Source organism: Pseudomonas sp. ERMR1:02 (genome assembly GCF_002277815.1).
In the GTDB taxonomy this organism is placed as follows: domain Bacteria; phylum Pseudomonadota; class Gammaproteobacteria; order Pseudomonadales; family Pseudomonadaceae; genus Aquipseudomonas.
In genome coordinates, this window is record NZ_NKJI01000008.1 from 103288 (window position 1) to 125897 (window position 22610).

Below are 22610 nucleotides of genomic sequence, written 5' to 3' on the forward strand. Positions count from 1 at the left end.
CGCTCCCACATTTTAATCGGTGGTGAACACAAAACTTGTACACGCCAGTGATCAAATGTGGGAGCGGGCTTGCTCGCGAAGGCAATGTCACTGCCGCGAGAAATCCGAACCTGTACTACGACGCCCGAGCCACCGATCAATACCTATCAATAGCAGCGCAATCACCACAAACCCCACCAGCAACCCACCTGCATTGATAAACACCTGTGGATAACCCAGCTTGCCGACATCAATGAACGGATACGGATAAGCCGCTAGCAAATGCCCGCGCAGCAGCGCATAGGCGAAGTACACCAGCGGATAAATCGCCCACGCCGCGATGTGCCGCAGTCGCAATGTGCCCTTGGGCACACAGCACCACCAATACCCAGAAACAGCAACGGCATGACGTCGTGCATCAGTTCATCGGCCAGCCATTGCCAGCCTTCGGGATGCCACAAATGGCGCAGCAACAGGCTATACACCAGGCCGACCACGGCGATGCTCACGGCAACGCCGCTGCTGACCCACGGCTGCAAAAACCAGCGACGCGCAGCAGATTCGCGGGACGTCAGCTCACAGGTCAACACGGTCGCCACCAGTGTGTTACTCAGCACTGTGAAGTAACTGAAGAAGCTCACCAGCCCGCCCAGCAGGCTGGCCGCCAATGTCCAGCGTGAATAGAACGTCAGGTACAGCTCAATACTCAATCCGGCCCAGCCAAGGACGGCGGCCACGGCGACAAAGCGACGTCGCGTGACTGACTGGGTAACCATGTTCAGAGCGGACGCTTGGTGCGCATCAACTTCACGTACAAGCGCTCCACCTTTTCCCGTGCCCATGGGGTTTTGCGCAGAAAGGTCAGGCTCGACTTGATGCTCGGGTCACTCTTGAAACAGCGGATATCGATGCGCTCGGCCAGCCCCGACCATTCGTAATGTTCAACCAGGGCATTGAGAATTTGCTCCAGGGTTACGCCGTGCAGCGGGTCGTTGGTCTGTTCGGTCATGCCGGGCCTTCAGCGATGTAGGGATGGGAAGCCGCGCACCTTAGCCGAGGGCTTCGTTGGGGGGAAGCGGTCTGTTAAATGTAGGTGAATCTGTGTAGGAGCGAGCTTGCTCGCGATGGTCGTTAACGATAACGCGTGCATTCTGGATTAACGCGTTGCTCAAACCTACTTCGCAAGCAAGCTCGCTCCTACAGGGATATGGGTTTTTTCGCGGCACTGTTACCAAATCCGAAACGATGCATGTCAGTAAAAGCCCTTTCTCTATTTGTAACAGAACATTATCCTTGCACGCTCTAGCTGAAACGCTTCCGCTACCCGCTTCGCCTCTGCTGTTTCCGTTCATTCCCCAGAAAAAGATCAAGAATGCCTGATTTACAAACCTCGAAAGACAGCGCTGTCTTTCCCCCTGCCGTTCGCCAAAAACACTTGAGCCTGATCGGCGGATTCACCGCGCTTAGCCTCGCTACCTGCGTTCAGGCCGCCCCGGCCTTCGATAGCGAATCACCGTGGATGCTCGGCGACTGGAACGGCACGCGCACTGAACTTGCGGAAAAAGGCTACGACTTCAAAGTCGATTACACCGGCGAAATGGGCAGCAATCTGCACGGTGGCTACGACCACGATCGCACCGCTCGCTACAGCGACCAGTTCGGCCTCGGCAGCCACCTCGATTTGCAGAAGATTCTTGGCTGGGACGATGCTGAATTTCAGCTGACCATTACCGAGCGCAGCGGCAACAACATCAGCAACGACCGCATCAATGACCCGCGCGTCGGCGGTTTCACCTCGGCTCAGGAAGTCTGGGGCCGCGGGCAAACCTGGCGTTTGACGCAGATGTGGTACCAGCAGAAATTCTTCGACCAGAAGCTCGACATCAAGGTCGGCCGCTTTGGCGAGGGCGAAGACTTCAACAGCTTTCCCTGCGACTTCCAGAACCTGGCGTTCTGCGGCTCACAGGTCGGCAACTGGGTCGGCGACATCTGGTACAACTGGCCGGTCAGCCAATGGGCGATGCGGGTCAAATATCACCTGACGCCTGAGCTGTACGCGCAAGTCGGCGCTTACGAGCAAAACCCGTCGAACCTCGATCGCGGCAATGGTTTCAAACTGAGCGGTAGCGGCACCCAGGGCGCGATCCTGCCAGTGGAACTGGTGTGGACGCCAAAGCTCAACGGCCTGCCGGGCGAATACCGCGCCGGTTACTACTACAGCACCGCCAATGCCACCGATGTCTACAAAGACAGCAACGGCCAGCCCGCCGCCCTGAGTGGCGAGGCTTATCGCAGTGCGTCGAGCAAACACGGTGTGTGGCTGGGCATTCAGCAGCAAATCACCAGCATCGCCAGCGACCATTCGCGCGGCCTGAGCGTGTTCGCCAACGCAACGATGCACGACAAGAAGACCAACGCCATCGACAACTATGTCCAGGCTGGCATCGTCTACAAAGGCTTGTTCGATGCCCGTGCCAAGGATGACATCGGTTTCGCCATGGCCCGCGTCCACGTCAACCCGGCCTATCGCAAGAACGCCGAGGCGACCAATCAGGCCCATGCGGTTTTCGACTACGACGACCCGTCGTTCCTGCCGCCTCAGGACACCGAATACAGCGCCGAACTCTATTACGGCGTGCACGTCACCAATTGGCTGACCGTGCGCCCAAACCTGCAATACATCCGCCACCCCGGTGGCGTGGACCAGGTCGACGACGCGCTGATTGGCGGGATCAAGGTCACTTCGTCCTTCTAACCAACACCGCAAACCGTGTAGGAGCTGGCTTGCCAGCGAAGACGGTCTTTCAGCCAATCAAGATGTTGCCTGATCCACCGTTTTCGCTGGCAAGCCAGCTCCTACAAGGGATGCGTCAATTTATCTAAACCATGCCCCGCAGGATCATCATCTACAGTGAACCTGCGCGGGACTACTTGAAACGTCACGGAGAACCACACTATGAGCACTGATGGTGCTTTGAGTCGAAGCCGCCTGCTGCCGAGCCTGCTCGGCATCCTGCTTCTGCTAATGGGCCTGGCCATGCTGGCCGGGGGGATCAAGCTGAGCATGCTCGGCGGCTCGCTGTATTACCTGCTGGCAGGTATCGGTCTGGCGCTGACCGGCGTCCTGCTGATCGCCGCCCGCCGCGCTGCGCTGGGCCTCTACGCACTGGTGCTGTTCGCCAGCACCGTGTGGGCGCTGTGGGAGGTTGGCCTGGACTGGTGGCAACTGGTGCCGCGTCTGGCGATGTTGTTTGCACTGGGCATCGTCATGTTACTGCCGTGGTTGCGCCGTCCCCTGCTGCGCGAAGGCGCCGCACCGATGGGCACCGGCGCGCTGAGCGTAGCTGTAGTTCTGGCGGGCGTTGCTGCACTGGCCAGCCAGTTCACCAACCCCGGTGAAATCAAGGGCCAACTGGACCGCGACAGCGTGTCGGGCATGACCAATACCGCACCGGCCATGCCGGACGGCGACTGGAACTCCTACGGCCGCAGCGCTCACGGCGATCGTTACTCGCCACTGGCGCAAATCACCCCGCAGAACGTGAACAAACTGGTACCGGCCTGGACCTACCGCACCGGTGACCTGCCAGGGCCGAACGATCCCGGCGAAACCACCGCCGAAAACACCCCGCTGAAAGTCAACGGCATGCTCTACGTCTGCACGCCGCACAGCCAGGTGATAGCGCTGGACCCGGACACCGGCAAGGAAATCTGGCGTTTCGATCCGAAGCTCTCCACGCAGAATGCGGCGAACTTCAAGGGTTGGGCGCACATGACCTGCCGTGGCGTGACTTATCACGATGACGCCGTGTACGCCTCCGAACAGAGCCCGACCGGCAGCGCCAGCGCACCGCTGGCCAGCATCTGCCCACGCCGGATCTTCCTGCCGACCGCCGATACCCGTCTGATCGCCCTCAACGCCGACACGGGCAAGATGTGCGAAGACTTCGGTGACAAGGGCCAGGTCGACCTGCGCGCCAACATAGGCGGCTTCACTGCCGGCGGTTACTACTCCACCTCGCCGCCAGCGGTCACCAAGGACTTGGTGGTGATTGGCGGCCACGTCACCGACAACGTTTCCACCGACGAGCCAAGCGGCGTGATCCGCGCGTTCGACGTGCACACCGGCAAACTGGTATGGAACTGGGATAGCGGCAAACCGGACGATACGACGCCGATTGCCGAAGGCCAGATCTACACCCGTAACTCGCCGAACATGTGGTCCATGTTCGCGGTCGATGAAAAACTCGGCATGCTCTACCTGCCGATGGGCAACCAGACTCCGGACCAGTTCGGTGGTGCCCGCACGCCAGAATCGGAACTGCACTCCGCCGGTCTGACCGCCCTGGACATTGCCACCGGTAAAGTGCGCTGGCACTTCCAGTTCACCCACCATGACCTGTGGGACATGGACGTGGGCGGCCAGCCGACCCTGATGGACCTGAAAACCGCAGACGGCGTGAAGCCAGCGGTATTGGCGTCCACCAAGCAAGGCAGCATCTACGTACTGGACCGCAGCACCGGTAAGGCCATCGTGCCGATCAATGAAGTGCCGGTGCCGCAAGGCGCGGTGGAAGGCGACCACACGTCGCCGACCCAACCGAAATCCGACCTCAACTTCATGCCGCCACCGTTGAAAGAGCGCGACATGTGGGGCGTCACCCCGTTCGACCAGCTGGTTTGCCGGATCACCTTCAAATCCATGCGCTACGACGGCCCGTTCACGCCGCCATCGTTGCAAGGTTCGATTGTTTATCCAGGAAACTTCGGTGTGTTCGACTGGGGCGGCATCTCGGTTGATCCGGTGCGTCAGATCGCTTTCGTCAACCCGGACTGGATGGCGTTCAAATCCAGGCTGATCCCGGCTGCGGAAATCGCCGCCCAAGGCCCGCGCAAAAGCGAAACCGAAGGCGTGCAGCCAAACAAAGGCGCGCCATACGGCGTGGTCCTTGAAGCGCTGCTGTCGCCAATGGGCCTGCCGTGCCAAGCGCCAGCATGGGGCTATGTGGCCGCGGTCGACCTGACCACCCACAAAACCATCTGGATGCACAAGAACGGCACCGTGCGCGACAGCTCACCGGTTCCGATTCCGCTGAGCATGGGCGTGCCAAGCCTGGGCGGCACCTTCACCACCGCCGGTGGCGTGGGCTTCCTGAGCGGCACGCTCGACCAGTACCTGCGTGCCTACGACGTTAAAAACGGCAAGCAACTGTGGGAAGGCCGCCTGCCGGCCGGCGCGCAAACCACGCCAATGACCTATGCCGGCAAGGATGGCAAGCAATACGTGCTCGTCGTCGCCGGCGGTCACGGTTCGCTGGGCACCAGACAGGGTGACTATGTGATTGCGTACAAACTGTCCGAGTAAGTTTCAACGGCAGTAAAATCAAAGGCGACTCCCTCACAGGAGTCGCCTTTTTTTATTGCGACACCTAAGCCCCCTGTAGGAGCGAGCTCGCTCGCGATGAACCTGAGAACGACACGGGGTGTCAGGCTTCCACCGTCATCGTTGAAGACCATCGCGAGCAGGCTCGCTCCTACAGGGGGCGCGTCGTGCCAAAGTCCAGCTAACCTGAATCCCCGCTGAACACACCTTCGAATGATCCATTAACCCCAAGGCATCATTGAAACCACCACCAACCTGCCCCATCTAAGACCCATACCCATTGCGCAGGTGCCCAAATGAGCGACCAGCAAGAGTTCCCCGAAGACCTGAGTGAATACGCCGATCCGGAAAACGCCCCACACCATACTCCCGGCAAAGGCCTCGCCCTGCCCGGCCAGAACCTGCCGGACAAGGTTTACATCATTCCGATCCACAACCGACCGTTCTTCCCGGCCCAGGTGCTGCCGGTCATCGTCAATGAAGAACCGTGGGCCGAAACCCTCGATATGGTGAGCAAATCCGATCACCAGTCCCTGGCCCTCTTCTACATGGACACGCCCCAGGAAGACCCGCGCCACTTCGACACCTCGGCCCTGCCGCTGTACGGCACGCTGGTCAAGGTGCACCACGCCAGCCGCGAGAACGGCAAACTGCAATTCGTCGCCCAGGGCCTGACCCGCGTACGCATCAAGACCTGGCTCAAGCACCATCGCCCGCCCTATCTGGTGGAAGTCGAATACCCACACCAGCCCAGCGAGCCGACCGACGAGGTCAAGGCCTACGGCATGGCGTTGATCAATGCGATCAAGGAACTGCTGCCGCTCAACCCGCTGTACAGCGAAGAGCTGAAGAACTACCTCAACCGCTTCAGCCCCAACGATCCATCGCCGCTGACTGACTTCGCCGCCGCGCTCACCTCGGCCACCGGCAGCGAACTCCAGGAAGTGCTCGATTGCGTACCGATGCTCAAGCGCATGGAAAAAGTCCTGCCGATGCTGCGCAAGGAAGTCGAAGTCGCGCGCCTGCAAAAAGAGATCTCTGCTGAAGTGAATCGCAAGATCGGCGAGCACCAGCGCGAGTTCTTCCTCAAGGAACAACTCAAGGTCATCCAGCAGGAGCTGGGGCTGACCAAGGATGACCGCAGCGCCGACCTCGAACAGTTCGAACAACGGCTGACAGGCAAGGTGCTGTCGCCGCAAGCGCAGAAGCGCATCGAAGAAGAAATGAACAAGCTGTCGATCCTCGAGACCGGCTCGCCGGAGTATGCGATCACCCGCAACTACCTCGACTGGGCAACTTCGGTGCCGTGGGGCGTGTACGGCGAGGACAAACTCGATCTCAAGCACGCGCGCAAGGTGCTGGACAAACACCACGCCGGCCTCGACGACATCAAGGATCGTATCCTCGAATTCCTCGCCGTCGGTGCCTATAAAGGTGAGATCAGCGGTTCCATCGTGCTGCTCGTCGGTCCGCCGGGCGTCGGCAAGACCAGCGTCGGCAAATCCATTGCCGAATCCCTGGGCCGGCCGTTCTACCGCTTCAGCCTCGGCGGCATGCGCGACGAAGCCGAGATCAAGGGCCACCGTCGCACCTACATCGGCGCGCAACCGGGCAAACTGGTTCAAGCGTTGAAAGACGTCGAAGTGATGAACCCGGTGATCATGCTCGACGAGATCGACAAAATGGGCCAGAGCTACCAGGGCGACCCGGCCTCGGCGCTGCTGGAAACCCTGGATCCGGAGCAGAACGTCGAATTCCTCGACCACTATCTGGATTTGCGGATGGACCTGTCGAAGGTGCTGTTCATCTGCACCGCCAACACCATGGACTCGATCCCAGGACCCTTGCTCGACCGCATGGAAGTAATTCGCCTGTCGGGTTACATCACGGAAGAAAAAGTCGCCATCGCCAAGCGCCACCTGTGGCCCAAACAGCTTGAAAAAGCAGGCGTGTCGAAAGGCAGCCTGAGCATCAGCGACAGTGCCCTCAAGGCACTGATCGACGGCTATGCACGGGAAGCCGGTGTCCGCCAGCTAGAGAAAAACCTCGGCAAACTGGTACGTAAAGCGGTAATGAAACTGCTCGACGAACCGAACGCGGTGATCAAGCTGGGACCGAAAGATCTCGAAACTTCTTTGGGCAAACCGGTGTTCCGTAACGAGCAAGTGCTGTCCGGCACAGGAGTTATTACCGGGCTGGCCTGGACCAGCATGGGCGGCGCGACCCTACCGATCGAAGCGACACGCATCCACACCCTCAACCGCGGCTTCAAACTCACCGGGCAACTGGGTGATGTGATGAAGGAGTCGGCGGAAATCGCCTACAGCTATGTCAGTTCGAATCTGAAGTCATTTGGCGGCGATCCGAAGTTCTTCGACGAAGCTTTCATCCACCTGCATGTACCAGAAGGCGCAACACCAAAAGACGGCCCGAGCGCCGGCGTGACCATGGCCAGCGCCCTGCTTTCGCTGGCGCGCAACCAGCCGCCGAAAAAAGGCGTGGCCATGACCGGCGAACTGACGTTGACCGGACATGTGCTGCCGATTGGCGGCGTGCGCGAGAAGGTGATTGCGGCGCGGCGGCAGAAGATTTTCGAGCTGATTTTGCCGGAGGCGAACCGGGGGAATTTCGAGGAATTGCCGGAGTATCTGAAGGAAGGGATTACCGCTCACTTCGCCAAGCGTTTTGCGGATGTGGCGAAGGTGCTGTTCTGACAGTCATGTAGCGCCCGCACCACCGCCTTCGCGGGCAAGCCTCGCTCCTACAGATTACGTGTCCCCCCCTGTAGGAGCGAGGCTTGCCCGCGAAGGCGTCAGCCCCTGCCAACACCGGCCTCCGGTGGCCGTCACAATTTGTCTCATCTTCAGTTATGCTCGCCGTTCGTCGTGAACGCCGGAGCCACTGACCTTATGTCCCCCACCCGCCTGTTTGTCCCCATCGCCCTGGCGCTGCTTACCGCTTGCGCTACGCAACCGAAGCTCAACGTGACCGTGGAAAAACAAAGCGAATGCCCGGTGAAGCTCACCAGCGGGCAAAACCTGATCCTGACCCTGCCGAGCAACCCGACCACGGGCTACCGCTGGGCTATTCAGGATTCGGCCGGAGGCGTATTGCGGGCCTTGAGCCCCGAGGTCTACAGCAACCCGGAAGACGCCGGCATAGTCGGCGCGGCCGGGATCTCGACCTGGCGTTTTCAGGCGTTCGCACCCGGCGCCGGACGTTTGCGTCTGACCTCGCAACAGCCTTGGGCACCGGAAGTGCTGCCGGTGGAATCTTTCGACTGCGCAATCTCGGTTAACTGATCGTGGGCTGGCTGATCCTGGCGCTGATGGGCGCAGTGACTTTTCTCTACGGCCTGAGCGTGCAATCTGTGCTGCTCTGCCTGCTGGTCAAGCCAATGCCTGTCCTGGCCCTGCTCGGCTGGCTGCACGACGCGCCGCCCAGCGAATATCGGCGCTGGATCAGCCTCGGCTTGATTTTCTCCCTGCTCGGCGATGTGTTGCTGGCGTGGCCGGAGGATTTGTTTGTGTTTGGCCTTGGGGCGTTTTTGGTCGCGCATCTGGCCTATCTGAAAGCGTACTTGAGCGATTGCCGGCGGTTGGCGGTGTTGCGACTGATCATTGCTTTGGGTGTGGGTGCCGTTCTGTTGGGGATTTTGATCGCCCACGGATTGGGGCCATTACTGATCCCGGTGATCGTCTACGGCCTGGCCATCAGCGCCATGCTGTGGCGTGCGCTGGCCCGGCTCGGCACTGATGTGCCTAAACGCTCGGCGCTACTGGCAGCGGCTGGTGCGGTGGCGTTTGTGTTCTCGGACAGCGTGATTGGCATTAGTCGCTTTGTGGTGCCGTTCGATGCAGCGCCCTATGTGATCATCCTCAGTTATTGGTTGGGGCAATGGGGGATTACCGCTTCTGCATTTGGCTCAAAACCGCGCTGAATTCTTCGCGAGCAAGCCCGCTCCCACATTAGATCCGTGCTGAATACATTTCTTGAGTCCGACTTAGAACTACTGTGGGAGCGGGCTTGCTCGCGAAAGCAATATCACTGGCGACAACGATTCCGGGGCCTGCCCGCCGCTTTATCAGACAACCCGCGCATCCACGCGCCAACTTGGCTAAAATGCCGGCCTTTTCCACCTACACCGCTGGAACCGCCGTGAGCAAAGAATCCGATCGCCTTTTCGCCCAGCCTTTGGCCCAGGTACCTGACTTCGCCTTTAACGAGGATGTGGTGCGGGTGTTCCCGGACATGATCAAGCGCTCGGTGCCGGGTTATCCGACCATTGTGGAGAACCTCGGCGTGCTCGCCGCGCAGTTCGCCCAGCCCAATAGCGTGCTCTACGACCTCGGCTCTTCCCTCGGTGCCGTGACTCAAGCTCTGCGTCGCCACGTGCGCACCGACGGTTGTCGCGTGATCGCTGTGGATAACTCCGCGGCCATGGTCGAGCGCTGCCGCGAATACCTCAACGGTCAGGACTCGATGTTCCAGGAGTTGTTGCCGGTAGAAGTAATTGAAGGCGACATTCTTGCCCTGCAATTCCAGCCCGCGTCGGTGGTGGCGCTGAACTTCACTCTGCAATTCATTGCCCCCGAGCAGCGCACCGAATTGCTCTCGCGCATTCGTCAGTCTCTGCTGCCCGGTGGCGCCCTGATCCTGTCGGAAAAACTGCGTTTCGAAGACGAACAGGAGCATGCACTACTCACCGACCTGCACATCGCCTTCAAACGCGCCAACGGCTATAGCGAACTGGAAATCGCCCAGAAGCGCAGCGCCATCGAAAACGTCATGAAGCCCGACAGCCTCGAAGAACACCGCGAACGCCTGCTGGCCGCCGGGTTCTCGAAAGTCGTGCCGTGGTTCCAGTGTCTTAACTTTGCCTCGTTGATTGCCTTGCCATGATTGATCTGTCCCCCTCGCCCGCCGTCTGGCCGGAACACCGCTGGCCGATTGGGCCAATACTCTGCAAGCGCAACTCGACAGGAAAATGGAGAAGGGTCATGGCGACCTGGAACGCTGGCAAAGTGCGCTGGACGCTTTGCCGAAGATCCAGCCGAGCGAAGTTGATCTGCTTAATGGCCTGAAGCTGGATACAGATTGCGACGACGGCACCCGCGAGCAGATGCGCACGGCGTTGATGGGCCTGTCGCCATGGCGCAAGGGGCCGTTCGACCTGTTCGGTGTGCACGTCGATACCGAATGGCGTTCAGACTGGAAATGGTCGCGAGTCGCCCCGCATCTGGATCTGAAGGGCAAACGCATCCTCGATGTCGGCTGCGGCAACGGCTACTACATGTGGCGCATGCTCGGTGCCGGCGCGGACAGCGTGATCGGCGTCGATCCGAACTGGCTGTTCTTTTGCCAGTTCCAGGCGGTGCAGCGCTACTTGTCAGAGCCCAATGCATGGCACTTGCCCTTCCCCTTCGAAGACCTGCCAGCGGAACTCGAAGGTTTCGACACAGTGTTTTCCATGGGCGTGTTCTACCACCGTCGCTCGCCAATCGAACACTTGCTGGCGCTGAAGGATTGCCTGGTCAAGGGTGGTGAACTGGTGCTGGAGACGCTGGTGGTTGAAGGCGACAAGCATCAGGTGTTGGTGCCGGAAGATCGCTATGCGCAGATGCGCAATGTGTGGTTCTTGCCTTCGGTGCCGGCACTGGAATTGTGGCTGCGTCGTGCCGGGTTCAGCGATGTGAAATGCGTGGACGTGAGCGTAACCACGGTCGAGGAACAGCGCGGGACGGAGTGGATGAAGTATCAATCGCTCAGCGACTTCCTTGATCCTGAAGATCACAGCAAGACCATCGAAGGGCTGCCGGCGCCGATGCGGGCGGTGATCGTGGCTCGTAAGTAACCCGGATTTCCAGAACACTGGAGATCCCCTGTAGGAGCGAGCCTGCTCGCGATGGAGTGTCAGTCGACACTTGCTTGGCTGACACACCATCGCGAGCAGGCTCGCTCCTACATGGGGTTCGGAGTTTAGTCTGATGGTTTTGCTCTACGGGCCTTGAAGAACTCGCTCAAAACCGCCCCGCATTCCTGCGCCAACACCCCGCCCTCATACAACACCCGGTGATTCAAAAAGCCCTGGGTAAAAAACTGTCCCTGACTTTGCACAATCCCGGCCTTGGGCTCCAGAGCGCCATACACCACCCGCGCGATCCGCGAGTGCACGATCAAACCGGCGCACATGCTGCACGGTTCCAGCGTCACGTAAAGCGTACTGCCCGGCAGGCGATAGTTGCTCACGGCCTGAGCCGCAGCACGGATCGCGACCATTTCGGCGTGGGCGCTCGGGTCGCTGGCGCTGATCGGGCAATTGAAGCCGCGGCCAATGATTTCGCCGTCCTGCACCAGAACCGCGCCTACCGGCACTTCGCCCAGGGCAGCGCCTTGAGCGGCAAGGGCGAGGGCTTCGTGCATGAAATCGCGGTCACGACTGCGGTCGATAATCGCGGCGGGTCGAATCTGACGCATCACGCCACCTCGATAGCGGCCATCAGGCCGGTTTCCATGTGGTCAATCACGTGGCAATGGAACATCCACACGCCGGGGTTATCCGCCACCAGCGCCACTTGCGCGCGCTCGTTCTTGCCCAGCAGATAGGTGTCGGTGAAGTACGGAATGACCTTGTGCCGGTTCGAGGCGATGACCTTGAAGCTCATGCCGTGCAGGTGAACCGGATGCTGATACTGAGTCATGTTCTTCAATTCGAAAATGTAGCTCTTGCCCTTTTGAAGCTTGGCAATCGGGCGATCGGCGCATGTCTTGTCGGTGATGTCCCAGGCCTTGCCGTTGATCTGCCACAGGCTTGGCGGCTTGCCGTTGTCGACGTTGACCGACACCGAACCCACCCATTCGAAATTGAAGTTGAGTTTCTCGGCATTGGCCAGGTCCGGCTCGGCCACCGGATTGGCGGGCATCGCGTGTGGCCACTCGGTCGGTGCGTCGGTATTGGCCACCGAACGGAACGTGCCCAGGCGGACCGGGCCGTTACGCAGGGACAACTCTTCACCGGCCGGCGGGGCCTTGATCGCCAGGCAAATGCGCATGCCAGGGCCAAGCCAGTATTCCTTGCCCAGTGGACGCGGTTCGATGGGATTGCCATCCAGCGCATAGAGCTGCGCTTCAACGCCAGGAATGTTGAGGCGATAGGTCAGGGTGTTATCGAGGTTGAGCAGGCGCACACGGGTGATCTGACCGGCTGGCAAGTCGATGACCGCTTGCGGCACGCCGTTGATCGTCGCCAGGCGCCCTGCCGTACCGCCACGGGCCGCCTCACGGGGAATGCTGAACTCGACGAAATTGCCCACGTCGTCGACATGCCAGCTCTTGAGACTCAGGGTTTTTTCGTACTTGAAACCGGTCGGCTCGCGCTCTTCGACAATCAGTGGCCCCACCAGACCACGGCCGAGCTCTTCGCTGCTGTTCACATGCGGGTGATACCAGTAGCTGCCGGCATCCGGCACGCGGAATTTGTAGTCGAAGTACTCACCCGGCAGCACCGGCAATTGCGACACGTAAGGCACGCCGTCCATTTCCAGCGGCAGGCGAATGCCATGCCAGTGAATGGTGGTCGCGACCGGCAGATGGTTGATGAAACGCACCCGCAGCCATTCACCCTGACGCACGCGCAACTCGGTGCCCGGTGCCGACGGGCCGAACGCCCAGGCTTGGGTCTTGTGCCCGGCCACGAGTTCGACGTCCAGCGGTGCGGCAATCAGCTCATAGTCGTGGCCCGCGTCAGCGTCGGCCATCTTGCCCAGCCAGTAACGCGACGCGCCCCCCGCTCCCACGCCAACGACAACAAGACCAGCCAGGCCACCGAGGATTTGGCGACGGGTAAAGGACATGAACTCAACTACCTCACGTATCAGCGACAGGCGCCGGGCCTGCAAAAGGCGAATACGATACACCTGCGGTTGCGAAACAGTAAGGGCAGCGCGGCGGATGGACGCAGGCCGTGCGGTACTTATGTAGTGCACTGACCTTAAGCGCAGACGCCATCCTTGGCGCCCATCTCTCAAGGAACAGAGCGAATGAACCCGATAGAAACCCGTCCCCTGCCCAACGCTTCGGACAAAGCCACCCTCAAAGTCATCGCCGCCCACCTCGTCAAGGCGTGCCCGAGCCTGCACGACACGGCGCACGAGGTCGCCGCGCAACTGCTGGTCAAATATGGCGTCGCCAATCTCGACCCCGACCAGGTTTATTTCCACCGATTCAAGACTGCGCAAAGCCTTTCGGTGTCATTCACCGGCTGGCAACACTATGGCGAAAAGCCCTATGAATCCCTGACCCTGACCCAATTGGTGATTCACCGTTTCCGCGCCACCGATCAGGACAACGCCGACCTACTGGATCTCTACGCAGGCTTCTACACGGCAGGGCCCGATGCCGATCACTTCGACGCAACCAACGAGGTACGCCTGCACGGCAACGAGGTGCTGAAGGACTTCTGGGACATCAACTTCAGCGACCTTTACCGCAACAAGCTACAAACGTTCTGGAGCGACTTCACCGAAGACTTCCGCACCTTGGCCAAGTGCAATTTCCTGAGCGCAGCCGTTGAGGCACGCGACAGCGGGCAATTGACTGACGATGATTTTCAAACGGTGATCAGCGCTGCCATCGGCCCGCTGACCTGGCCGGTCAGCCTGAAGATGCTGAAGTCCGAATCGTCGGTTGGCCCAGGACTGCGGGTATGCGCACTGGATGTCGCCGGCCATGTGGCGATGAACATCCTGCGCATCGTTGCGCCCAAAGGCCGTCAGATCCTTTACCTGCCCGGTGAAGCCAAGGTGTTTCAGGTGTTCGAAACCCCGTTGGACATGCACTGGTGGGTTTTGAATCAGATGAACGATGAGGCTCCTCGTCGAGCCTTCATCAATCATTTTCCACTGGCCGAACGCCACGCCATCACCGAGAACATCACCGACCTGATGAATCGCCTGGTGAGTACCTGGGGTCATGCCGATCATCACCTGATCAACCAGAAAGATCACGCAGTGACGGGGGATGCGTTCAGTTGGTTGCGGGACTCGACCCGGACTTCAATGTTCGCCGAAGCCGATCTATCCCTGACCTCCAATGGCGATCTACGGGAAAAACTGTGGATCGGTTATTTGAGTGCCAGCTTAAAAGTGTTTGGCCCGATGGCGGCCGTGGGCTGGCCTGTAGCGTTGCCGGTAATCGGTGCCAGCCTCGCCAATATGGGGTTGAACATTGACCAGGCGGTCAACGCCAAGACCGCGTCCGAGCGTAAGGAAGGTGTTATCGGGGCGATCTTCAGCGCCATCGATGCGTTGTTCAACCTTCCATTCCTCAAAGGTGTCGGGTCGGCGGCCGAGGTTGTTGTAGAGGTCGAAGCCGCTGAGGCTGCTGAATATTCAGAAACCACGCAGCCATTGGAAAAATCTGTTCCACCGGATGAACAAGCTCCTGTCACCGAAGAGACCGAGGACGCATTACCACCTGCCGGGGAAATAACCCCCATGCCATCTGAAGCTGTTGAGCCATCCGACATACCACAAACGTATCAAAGCAATGAGGTGCTTGAGAGGGAAACGCCCGGTACAGAACCTGGAAAATTCCAGGGCATCTACAGACTCGACTCCGATCCTCCCTACGCCATCCTGCTGAACGACAACGCCTATTACGTCCGCTACTTTCCTGACGCTCAGGGCGGTGGCTATTGGGCCATCGTCGACCCGGCCAGACCCAACCAGTTCATCCACTCGCTGCCTGTTCGCCTGAATGCCGAAGGCCAATGGGAACGAATGCCGAAACTCGGGTTACAGGCAGGCGGGCAATGCATGGGCAAGGAATGTGAGGTCGGGCTGGAAATGGCGGTGCGTGAGAATGGTGCTGGCCAAGCAGGTTTAGAAGGAGGGGCTGAAGTTTCAAACCCTGCATCTGGCCCACAGCCGCAACCCTCGACATCAAGGACGCCGCGACTGGTCACAACGCCTTACGACGTGGTGCCAGATGTAAGGATTGGGCTGAAAAAGTGGGCAATGAACCTTAACGAAACTCATGTTCAGTTTCATTTCGGTCCCGATGGGGCAGTCATCGTCCCGGATCGATACGCACTCCATTTCACCGAAAAATTCAGATCGCTCGTCAGGTCGGCCAGGCGTTTCTATCAAAACCTCGTTTGGGACACTTTGCCTCCACGCCCGCAAATCCCGCTAGTGGACAGCTCAACGACACTTAGCACGCTGATCGAACGTATTTTCAACGCGGCGCCCGGTTTGGTGATCGGTGAAACACTGGATCGAATCACCAGCATGCGCCTGATGATCGAAAACATGCCTTCCTTCGCCTCGCAGGGCGTCAAGACCCTCTACATGCGACGTCTGCTCAGCGACTTTGCCCAGACGGAACTGAACAACTACTTCAACACCGGTGTCATGTCTGAAGACCTGGAAGAGTACCTGACCCATCTCGGTACTGACCCTACGGGCCGTTTCAATGAGCTGGAACTGGTGAAGGCTGCCCGCCAAAACGGCATTCGCGTACAGGCGATCGATTGCGCAGCCAACTATAAAAACCCCACCGCCTTGACTCGGGTTGAAGAGCAGATGAACGCCAACCACATGGCGAGCGAAATCATGTTTTCGGATCAAGCACTCAATGGTCCTGGCAATTGGGTGTTGCTGACAGGCACAGAAAACACCAATACGTTTCGGGGGCTGGCGGGTATCAGCGAACTGGAAGGTGGCATCGGTTTGCGCGTAGTGGAAGTCAATCCTGGCGAAGGGCAAAGCGTTGCAATTGACTCCGGTATCGAAATTGACCGAGGTCCTTTTATTGCAAACCGCGAAACAGGCGGGACTGTCGACACCCTTTACGCCGACTTGCGTCTGCAAATGGAGGCGCTCCCGGTCAGCAGGATGCCTCTGCAAACAGCAAATCTGCTCTACCGAAAGGGCATGTACCTGTTCGAGAAGGTAGACGATGTGTACACATTGGTTCACCGCAACCAGCAAGAACTGATTGTGCGGACCCCTGTCGAACCGCTGGCGGGGGGCAATGTCTGTATTATTCGGCCCTCATGGCCACAGGTCAGCGGTGTACCTTTCCCCAGCATTGAACAGCTCTCACAGGCGCTTAACAATTTGAGGGGGATGACGCTGCAAAGCCGCATTCCTTGACCCAGGGCAATAGAGGTTGCGGTACAGCGGCCTCGATTTTCAGCTTCGCCCAAACGAAAAAACCCTGGCCAAAGCCAGGGTTTTTCTCGATCAGACGCTCGACTAAAGCGGGATCATTCCCACTCTATTGTAAATAGCGTCTTAAAACCATGTAAATCCAATAGCGTTATAGATACCCCAATTACAAATACCATGAAAAAAACCATGCTAGCCTTACGTATCGAGCATATCCCACTCGTCTCCGAGTACCCAGCGTATTGCAGACAGCTTGCCATTGATCATCCCCCACTCGAAGTCGGTCCAAGGCCCCAGCTCTTCGGGGCCCAACTCTTCTTCAGCTCTCTTCATCGAGGCGAGCATCCCCTCCCAAATCGTATGCACCACTAAATTCCGCCGCTCCTCCGGTGTGGCTTGGTCCCACACCTCTTTGGTCACGAGTTTTTCTTCACCGTCTTCGACGCGAGCGATAATGTTCCATTTTCTGTTGTACCAAACCTGCGTTGTCAGCTTGCTCTCCGCCTCAAGCAGTTCAGAAAGCTGCCGTGGATCTTGGCTGTATTCGCGCTCGAATCTGGTCTCTTCGATCAGGTCGCTCGCGAACTCGCTGAGCAGCGCACTTAGGTTGGTCTCGTATCGCGATCTCACACCATCAAAAAGGGAGGCCAAATCGGGGTGAGGGAAACGCGTGTCAGCTCCCTTTTGGCTGAAGTCGTGGATGTTGTGGGTCACGAAGGCAAACACATCCTCATCTTTGCGCACGGCTAGCGCATCAATGTAAGTCTCGATAATGATGGCATCGCCAATCCCGTTCATTTGCCGGTGAAAAGGGGCAATCTTGGCAATAGCTCGATCCGCAGCGCGCACCTTAATGTTATCGCTGACAGGGACTGGCGTTGTCTCCCCGAACAACTTTTCGATCAAATCCACCGCCTCGTTCACAGCCTCTCCGCCAGTAGCAACCCGATGATCGACTTCGTTTAGCTGCTTCAGCGTCGCTTCCCGCCCTTCTTCGGGGGCAAATTGCACAATCGCCTCCCTGACACGCTTAAAGTGACTAGAAAGACTGGCTCGACTAGCCGCCATGACTCGATCCCGATTCCGAGCAAATTCCTCAATAACGATCTGCGGCATGATAAGAATGACCTCGCCTGCTTCGGCCATTGCGGACAAAGCGTCCAGCAAAGGAAGGTGTCGGGGGTCTTTCGTAAGGTCGAGCCATACCGATGTATCGATCAACAGGTTCAATCTCATTCGCACTCGCTCCATGTCGCGCTGACCGTTACGGCGCTATCCTTACCAGCCTCCCCTTGCAACTGACGCAACAAGACGGCCCATTCGGCGGGATCGCCGCCACTACGAACTTCGGAAAGCAGCGCCTCTGCATAGGCCGGATTTGCGCGGAAATAGTCAGTCATAGCCTCATCATGCGACCTGTCTTTCATTGGAGTCATCCCTCTTCCGGTAACCCGGTGCGCGGCGCCACACCAGCTAGAACGGAATACTATCGTCCCAGCCGCCTTGTTTACCCGCTGGAAATCGTGCTGCGTATCCCAACTGTCGCAGAGCTGCTATTCCTGGGCGATCCGACCACGGAAGAGGCGCTCTGCGAGATCAGGCTCATTCGCCAGTTCGCGCATCAGAATGAAACGAGTGATAGCTCCGTGATATCGTCCCTGCGCCCAAGTACAGCATAACCGTGTAGTGAAAGGAGTCAACGTGAGCGACGAGGAAGCAAGCAGGTACCCGCATAGCGCCATTTCCACTTGGAGCGGATTTGTCTACCAAGGCAAAGTGGCGCTCTACCACTGCCTCAAGCTAATTAATGAAGGCGATAGTGAATTTGAGCTACAACTGGATAGCACCGACGATTTCGCGATTTACAAAGAGGGCAAACTCATTAGTGCCCATCAGGTGAAAGCAAAAATAGGCGACTATCGTAGTAACTACAAGGAAGCTTTAGAAAAATCGGCCACCTTAGAGCTGGATAGAGTTGCCGGAATCAAAAGATATTTTCATATATCGCTACCAATCAATGACCATAGCGATTACGTGCACCCTACCAATGGCGAACGCGTTGAGTTCTACTCATACGGTAAATCTCAACATTGTGAACTTCATAAAATAGAAGAACTGACCAAGCAGATCATCAAAGAAATTTATGACAGCCAGACTATAGTTTTTGATGAGAGCCTACTTGACGCGAATTATTGTCTATTATCGGACAGAATCAGCTCACAAGCTCTAGCTATTCATGCAAGAATACAAAATGAAGGCGATACTCAACGCCAAGCAGCTTATGACAACCGAATAACTGCAGCGAGCATTCTTTCGGGCATAACGGACACGAATCCGTATCAAAGAAAGGACTATTACGCGGTCGAACTTAAGGAGCGCCTTCACGCTTACCTTGAAGAAAGGCTCGCTGAGTCATTGCCAGGCATGTCGGACGCCGCCTACGAGAGATCTAGAAGTATCTATGCACTAATAAGACTCTCAGAGGGCGGCGATTTCAAGACACTTTGCCAGCTGATGAAACCTTCAGAGAAGTTTTCACGCATTCAGAATTCAGACATACGAAGATACTCAGATCTCGTCCATACGTTTAGTTCTGAGCCAATACTAAAACGACTACCACACTATTTAGATAGCAATAATAAGTTCTACGCACCAACTGCACTCTATCTGCTAGAGCCAACAGACAAAAATACTGTACCTCTGAGATTATCGCCGAAATAAAAGATAACGACGATCTTGGCAGACTGCTCTTCGAATTCAACAACTTGATTGCAGCCAAGGCCACCGAGAGCTTCATAATCGACACCAAATATACAAACTGCTTTAATGAAGAGGCCATAGACGCTCAAGAACGCATCGATAGCAATATTACAAAAAGTTTGTGCATCAGCATTTTAACAAGGGACGACGCAGAGGCGAGACTTAAATGATTATTGACCTGATCCACCAAGCCCTAGTCGCTCACGGATTTTCCAAAGTACAGAATAATGACACAACTGGCTTCTATGTTCGAGAGAACGACACAGCGATCCGATTTGCTGTCTTGCACAAGTTAGACGAGTTGATGAAGCCTGGCGATCTCAACGCAGCCATCAACCAGTCCGCGCCGCAGGAGTTCCTGACCGATCCAGCCTTTAGAAAAAACTGCGATTTAATTTGCATTCATCACCTCGACAAGTTAGCCGAGTTCAAAAATCACGAAGAGCAGATTTTTGAAATTGAAGAAGACCCGCATTTCTACAAAAAATACGTGCTCTACTACAGCGAAGCTGAAGTTGAAGCTATCAAAAAGCTAGATTTCGAAAAACTAAATGAATTGATTTCAGACAAATCTCAATTCAACATCTACAAAAAAGAACCCACAGCAGCAACCAAATATAGTGCTGCCGTAAAGATATTTATCAAACTGCCTTTCTTAGCACTTCACATTAACAAGGTAGAATTAGTACCCCTTCGCCTACAAATTGAAGAGGCGGTAGCCGAAATTGACCTTACTAAGACTTATGGAACGGTACAAAAACTCGGCCAAATCAATGTCGAAGATTTAATCAAGGAGCTGATTAGCGATGAACTGGCAAATATCCAAAATTGAGATTTCAAGCTTTAAAGCTTTCAAAAAAATCCATCTGGATTTCAGCGAGTCATCGCTCCTAACACTAGACGGCCCCAACGGCTTCGGCAAAACTAGTGTTTTCGACGCCATCGAGTTGCTATTGACCGGTGGTATAAAACGAATTAGTCAGTTGTTTACCACCCTAATGATGGGAAACAGAACCAATTATGAGGACAATCTACTCTGGAACAAGCGCTCGGGCAACAAAGACTTAGTAATAAAAATTGAATTCATCAATGGAGCTCGCAAACTTGTTTTGGCAAGGCATACTCCCGCTACAGATTTTGAAGATAAAGCCAACAATCGTGCTGACCAATTCACTCACCTCATCCTCTACGAGCTTCCCGACTTTGCGTCAAACGATTACATAGAAGAAAATCTCCGTGACGAGAGTTTCATTGAGGAGCTTTTCGGCAAAAACTTCAAAGAAAACTTCTCATACTTAAATTATTTGGAGCAAGGCCAAAACCAGCTTCTGCACACGAGGGTGGACAAGCGTAAGGAGGCGTTAAACAACCTCTTTAATATTAGAGACGTGAAAGCGGAAACTGACAACTGCAAAGCTATCGCCCTGCGACTGACCAAGTTCATTAGCGATCCAAAGCGTGCTGCCGATCTATCAAGGCTAAAAACAGAAGCAGATTCGTTCAAAGGAATGATTCAAGCTGACCTAGGAGAGATTGAACATAAAAAAATTTCCACCGCAGTTCTGCAGCCAGGCTGGGACAAAGAGATTCCTTTTCCTACCTACTCTGCGGAAATCCACGCTGAATATGTTGAAAATATCCAGCGCCTTCAAAGCTTAACTCCACTAAAGGGTGCGATACAGATCAGGGACAAAAACGAAGCGATTGAAAACTACATTGAGCTTAACAAGGACTCGGTGAAAAGCCTGGCCCGCTTTGGTAGCGATCTGGACAAGCTGGATGGCCTCGACGTCACCAAAAAAGAATTAAACGAACTGATTAAATCTGGAGGGGCCATTAAGCGTGGTGCCACAGTCATCAAGTCCGAGGAGGCCGAGAGCCTTCCTGGATGGGGCCAAGGACGCTTGGACTGGTTCCTTGAGCAAATAGTCATCCGTGACGCGCTTCAGCAAAAGAGCAACTCTAATGCTAACGCTGCTGCCGAGCTGAATCGTCTAAAAGCAGAGCTGCTGGCTGAGCACGCCAAGCTCTATGCTGACGACCAACACTGCCCACTATGTGGTGCTGACTGGCAAGCCCATGACAATATGCTGCAAAAGATTGAGTTCAGATCAAAGCAGATCAACGACGCGCTAACCGCTGATGGCCAGACCCTGATAAATCTCACGGGGCTGATGACTGCGGAGCTGGCCATGATTGAAGCTCAGATCCAGGCCCGAGAAGCGCCGCTATCCCTTGGATACAACAGCGCCCTACACAACGCCCTGCTCCGTGATAAAGCTCGGTTGCCTACAATTACCCAACTCGCGGCCCGGCTTCAGGCTTTAGGTGTACAGCTCAACCACTCGTTCTCCGATAACGAGGAGGTGGTAGACACCCGGACTCAGGAGCTGACAGCTTCCATCAGAAGCCAAAAAACAGCTGAAACAGAGCCTCTGCCGCAAGATTGGAGAAAGGTCATCACCGCTGCCTTCAAAGAGCTCCAGGACTTCTATATCGTCGAGACTCAAGCGCTGAAAGACAAGGAGCTGTACATCGAGGCTAAAGCAAACGAGGCGCAGAGCAGCAGGCTAAAGCAATGCCTTGATGAGCTACAGGTCATCCAGCGTGAGATCGAAGCAGCGAAAATCGCTAAAGATAAGGTCAATAAGCTAAAGGCCACCTTGGAGAGAACGGAGCGCAGCTACTCAGAACAAACGATTGCTGAGATAGAGCTGATTTTCCACATTTACAGCGGGCGGCTTATCCAGAACTATCAGCGCGGCTTGGGTCTGTTCATTGAAAGCAATGACGGTAAAGAGCTCAGATTCCTGACAGCCGAAAAGTCTGAGCATGATGCGATTCTGTCAATGAGTTCCGGGCAGGTGTCGGCGCTCAGCCTGGGCTTCTTCCTTTCGCTGAATAGAGTCTACTCGACCGTACCGCTGATCCTGATCGATGACCCTTCCCAGTCGCTGGATGAAGTCAACATCGCCTCTCTGACTGACCTGCTACGCTGTGAGTTCAGCAATCGTCAGCTGATCGTTTCCTCGCACGAGGACGACATCTCCGCGTATATGCGCTACCGGTTCACTAAGGCAGGCCTTAGCACCCGATCGCTCAACATGCAACGCTTGGCTAAGGAAGCCCTAGTAGCCGCTGTCTGAGTTACCACGATAGGGGCATATGGAATTTGCCCCTGTTTGTTCATTATGAGAACCACTATGTTTTATCTAACTCTTCAATAACTCTGATTGAAATACGTACACCCTGCTTCTGGAGCTGATTACTACGTTTGTTCCAAAAAGCTAATACCGTGAGCATCTGTGAAGTCTTGA

Annotated in this window: 15 protein-coding genes and 2 pseudogenes; 11 read left to right on the plus strand and 6 right to left on the minus strand. The window is 56.4% G+C overall.

Translation table 11 applies throughout. From position 1 onward, the window contains the following. Positions 1 to 87: 87 nt before the first annotated feature. Positions 88 to 755, minus strand: a pseudogene (locus CES87_RS16455) (Pr6Pr family membrane protein). 2 nt (positions 756 to 757) lie between these two features. Beyond that, positions 758 to 988, minus strand: coding sequence for a VF530 family DNA-binding protein (locus tag CES87_RS16460; protein ID WP_057398608.1), 231 nt, complete (start codon positions 986 to 988; stop codon positions 758 to 760). Between the two features lie 363 nt (positions 989 to 1351). Here CES87_RS16460 and CES87_RS16465 point away from each other — a divergent pair, with 363 nt between their 5' ends. The 7 genes and pseudogenes from CES87_RS16465 to cmoB all read left to right on the plus strand — a co-directional run bounded on the left by CES87_RS16465 (position 1352) and on the right by cmoB (position 11216). After that, entirely contained in the window at positions 1352 to 2734 is a 1383-nt protein-coding gene (locus tag CES87_RS16465; protein ID WP_128606955.1) for a carbohydrate porin, read from the plus strand. Between the two features lie 201 nt (positions 2735 to 2935). Further along, a complete protein-coding gene (locus tag CES87_RS16470; protein ID WP_128606956.1) occupies positions 2936 to 5344 on the plus strand; it encodes a glucose/quinate/shikimate family membrane-bound PQQ-dependent dehydrogenase in 2409 nt (802 codons plus the stop codon). A gap of 314 nt (positions 5345 to 5658) precedes the next feature. Continuing rightward, entirely contained in the window at positions 5659 to 8076 is a 2418-nt protein-coding gene (gene lon, locus CES87_RS16480) for an endopeptidase La (RefSeq protein WP_128606958.1), read from the plus strand. 195 nt (positions 8077 to 8271) lie between these two features. Further along, positions 8272 to 8664 (plus strand): protease inhibitor I42 family protein, encoded by a 393-nt coding sequence (locus tag CES87_RS16485; RefSeq protein WP_128606959.1) that lies wholly within the window; start codon positions 8272 to 8274, stop codon positions 8662 to 8664. Between the two features lie 2 nt (positions 8665 to 8666). Then, on the plus strand, positions 8667 to 9302 hold the full coding sequence (locus tag CES87_RS16490; RefSeq protein WP_128606960.1) for a lysoplasmalogenase: 636 nt from the start codon (positions 8667 to 8669) through the stop codon (positions 9300 to 9302). A 182-nt stretch (positions 9303 to 9484) separates the two neighbouring features. Further along, positions 9485 to 10264, plus strand: coding sequence for a carboxy-S-adenosyl-L-methionine synthase CmoA (gene cmoA, locus CES87_RS16495; RefSeq protein ID WP_178081434.1), 780 nt, complete (start codon positions 9485 to 9487; stop codon positions 10262 to 10264). Beyond that, positions 10261 to 11216: pseudogene (gene cmoB / locus CES87_RS16500) on the plus strand (tRNA 5-methoxyuridine(34)/uridine 5-oxyacetic acid(34) synthase CmoB). The gene cmoA and the pseudogene cmoB overlap by 4 nt, the downstream one beginning before the upstream one ends. Positions 11217 to 11341: 125 nt before the next feature. Here the strand turns inward: cmoB and tadA are convergent. Together tadA and CES87_RS16510 are read right to left on the minus strand one after the other, a co-directional pair. Next, positions 11342 to 11839 carry a tRNA adenosine(34) deaminase TadA gene (gene tadA, locus CES87_RS16505; protein ID WP_128606963.1) on the minus strand — a complete coding sequence of 166 codons (498 nt, stop codon included), beginning with the start codon at positions 11837 to 11839 and terminating at the stop codon, positions 11342 to 11344. Beyond that, entirely contained in the window at positions 11839 to 13215 is a 1377-nt protein-coding gene (locus CES87_RS16510) for a multicopper oxidase family protein (RefSeq protein ID WP_128606964.1), read from the minus strand. The genes tadA and CES87_RS16510 overlap by 1 nt, the downstream gene beginning before the upstream one ends. A 186-nt stretch (positions 13216 to 13401) precedes the next feature. Here CES87_RS16510 and CES87_RS16515 point away from each other — a divergent pair, with 186 nt between their 5' ends. Then, entirely contained in the window at positions 13402 to 16518 is a 3117-nt protein-coding gene (locus CES87_RS16515; protein ID WP_128606965.1) for a membrane-targeted effector domain-containing toxin, read from the plus strand. 213 nt (positions 16519 to 16731) lie between these two features. On the opposite strand, the gene CES87_RS16520 is transcribed toward CES87_RS16515, so the two are convergent. Together CES87_RS16520 and CES87_RS16525 are read right to left on the minus strand one after the other, a co-directional pair. Then, positions 16732 to 17769 carry a PIN domain-containing protein gene (locus tag CES87_RS16520; protein WP_128606966.1) on the minus strand — a complete coding sequence of 346 codons (1038 nt, stop codon included), beginning with the start codon at positions 17767 to 17769 and terminating at the stop codon, positions 16732 to 16734. Then, on the minus strand, positions 17766 to 17960 hold the full coding sequence (locus CES87_RS16525; protein WP_128606967.1) for a hypothetical protein: 195 nt from the start codon (positions 17958 to 17960) through the stop codon (positions 17766 to 17768). The genes CES87_RS16520 and CES87_RS16525 overlap by 4 nt, the downstream gene beginning before the upstream one ends. 274 nt (positions 17961 to 18234) lie before the next feature. Between CES87_RS16525 and CES87_RS16530 the strand changes: the two genes are divergently transcribed. The 3 genes from CES87_RS16530 (at position 18235) to CES87_RS16540 (ending at position 22439) form a co-directional block, all read left to right on the plus strand. Next, on the plus strand, positions 18235 to 19254 hold the full coding sequence (locus CES87_RS16530) for an ABC-three component system protein (protein ID WP_256590948.1): 1020 nt from the start codon (positions 18235 to 18237) through the stop codon (positions 19252 to 19254). Positions 19255 to 19459: 205 nt separating this feature from the next. After that, on the plus strand, positions 19460 to 20125 hold the full coding sequence (locus tag CES87_RS16535; protein ID WP_128606968.1) for an ABC-three component system middle component 1: 666 nt from the start codon (positions 19460 to 19462) through the stop codon (positions 20123 to 20125). Next, positions 20100 to 22439, plus strand: a complete 2340-nt coding sequence (locus CES87_RS16540) for an AAA family ATPase (RefSeq protein ID WP_128606969.1) — start codon at positions 20100 to 20102, stop codon at positions 22437 to 22439. Before CES87_RS16535 ends, CES87_RS16540 begins: the two co-directional genes overlap by 26 nt. Positions 22440 to 22610 lie beyond the last annotated feature (171 nt).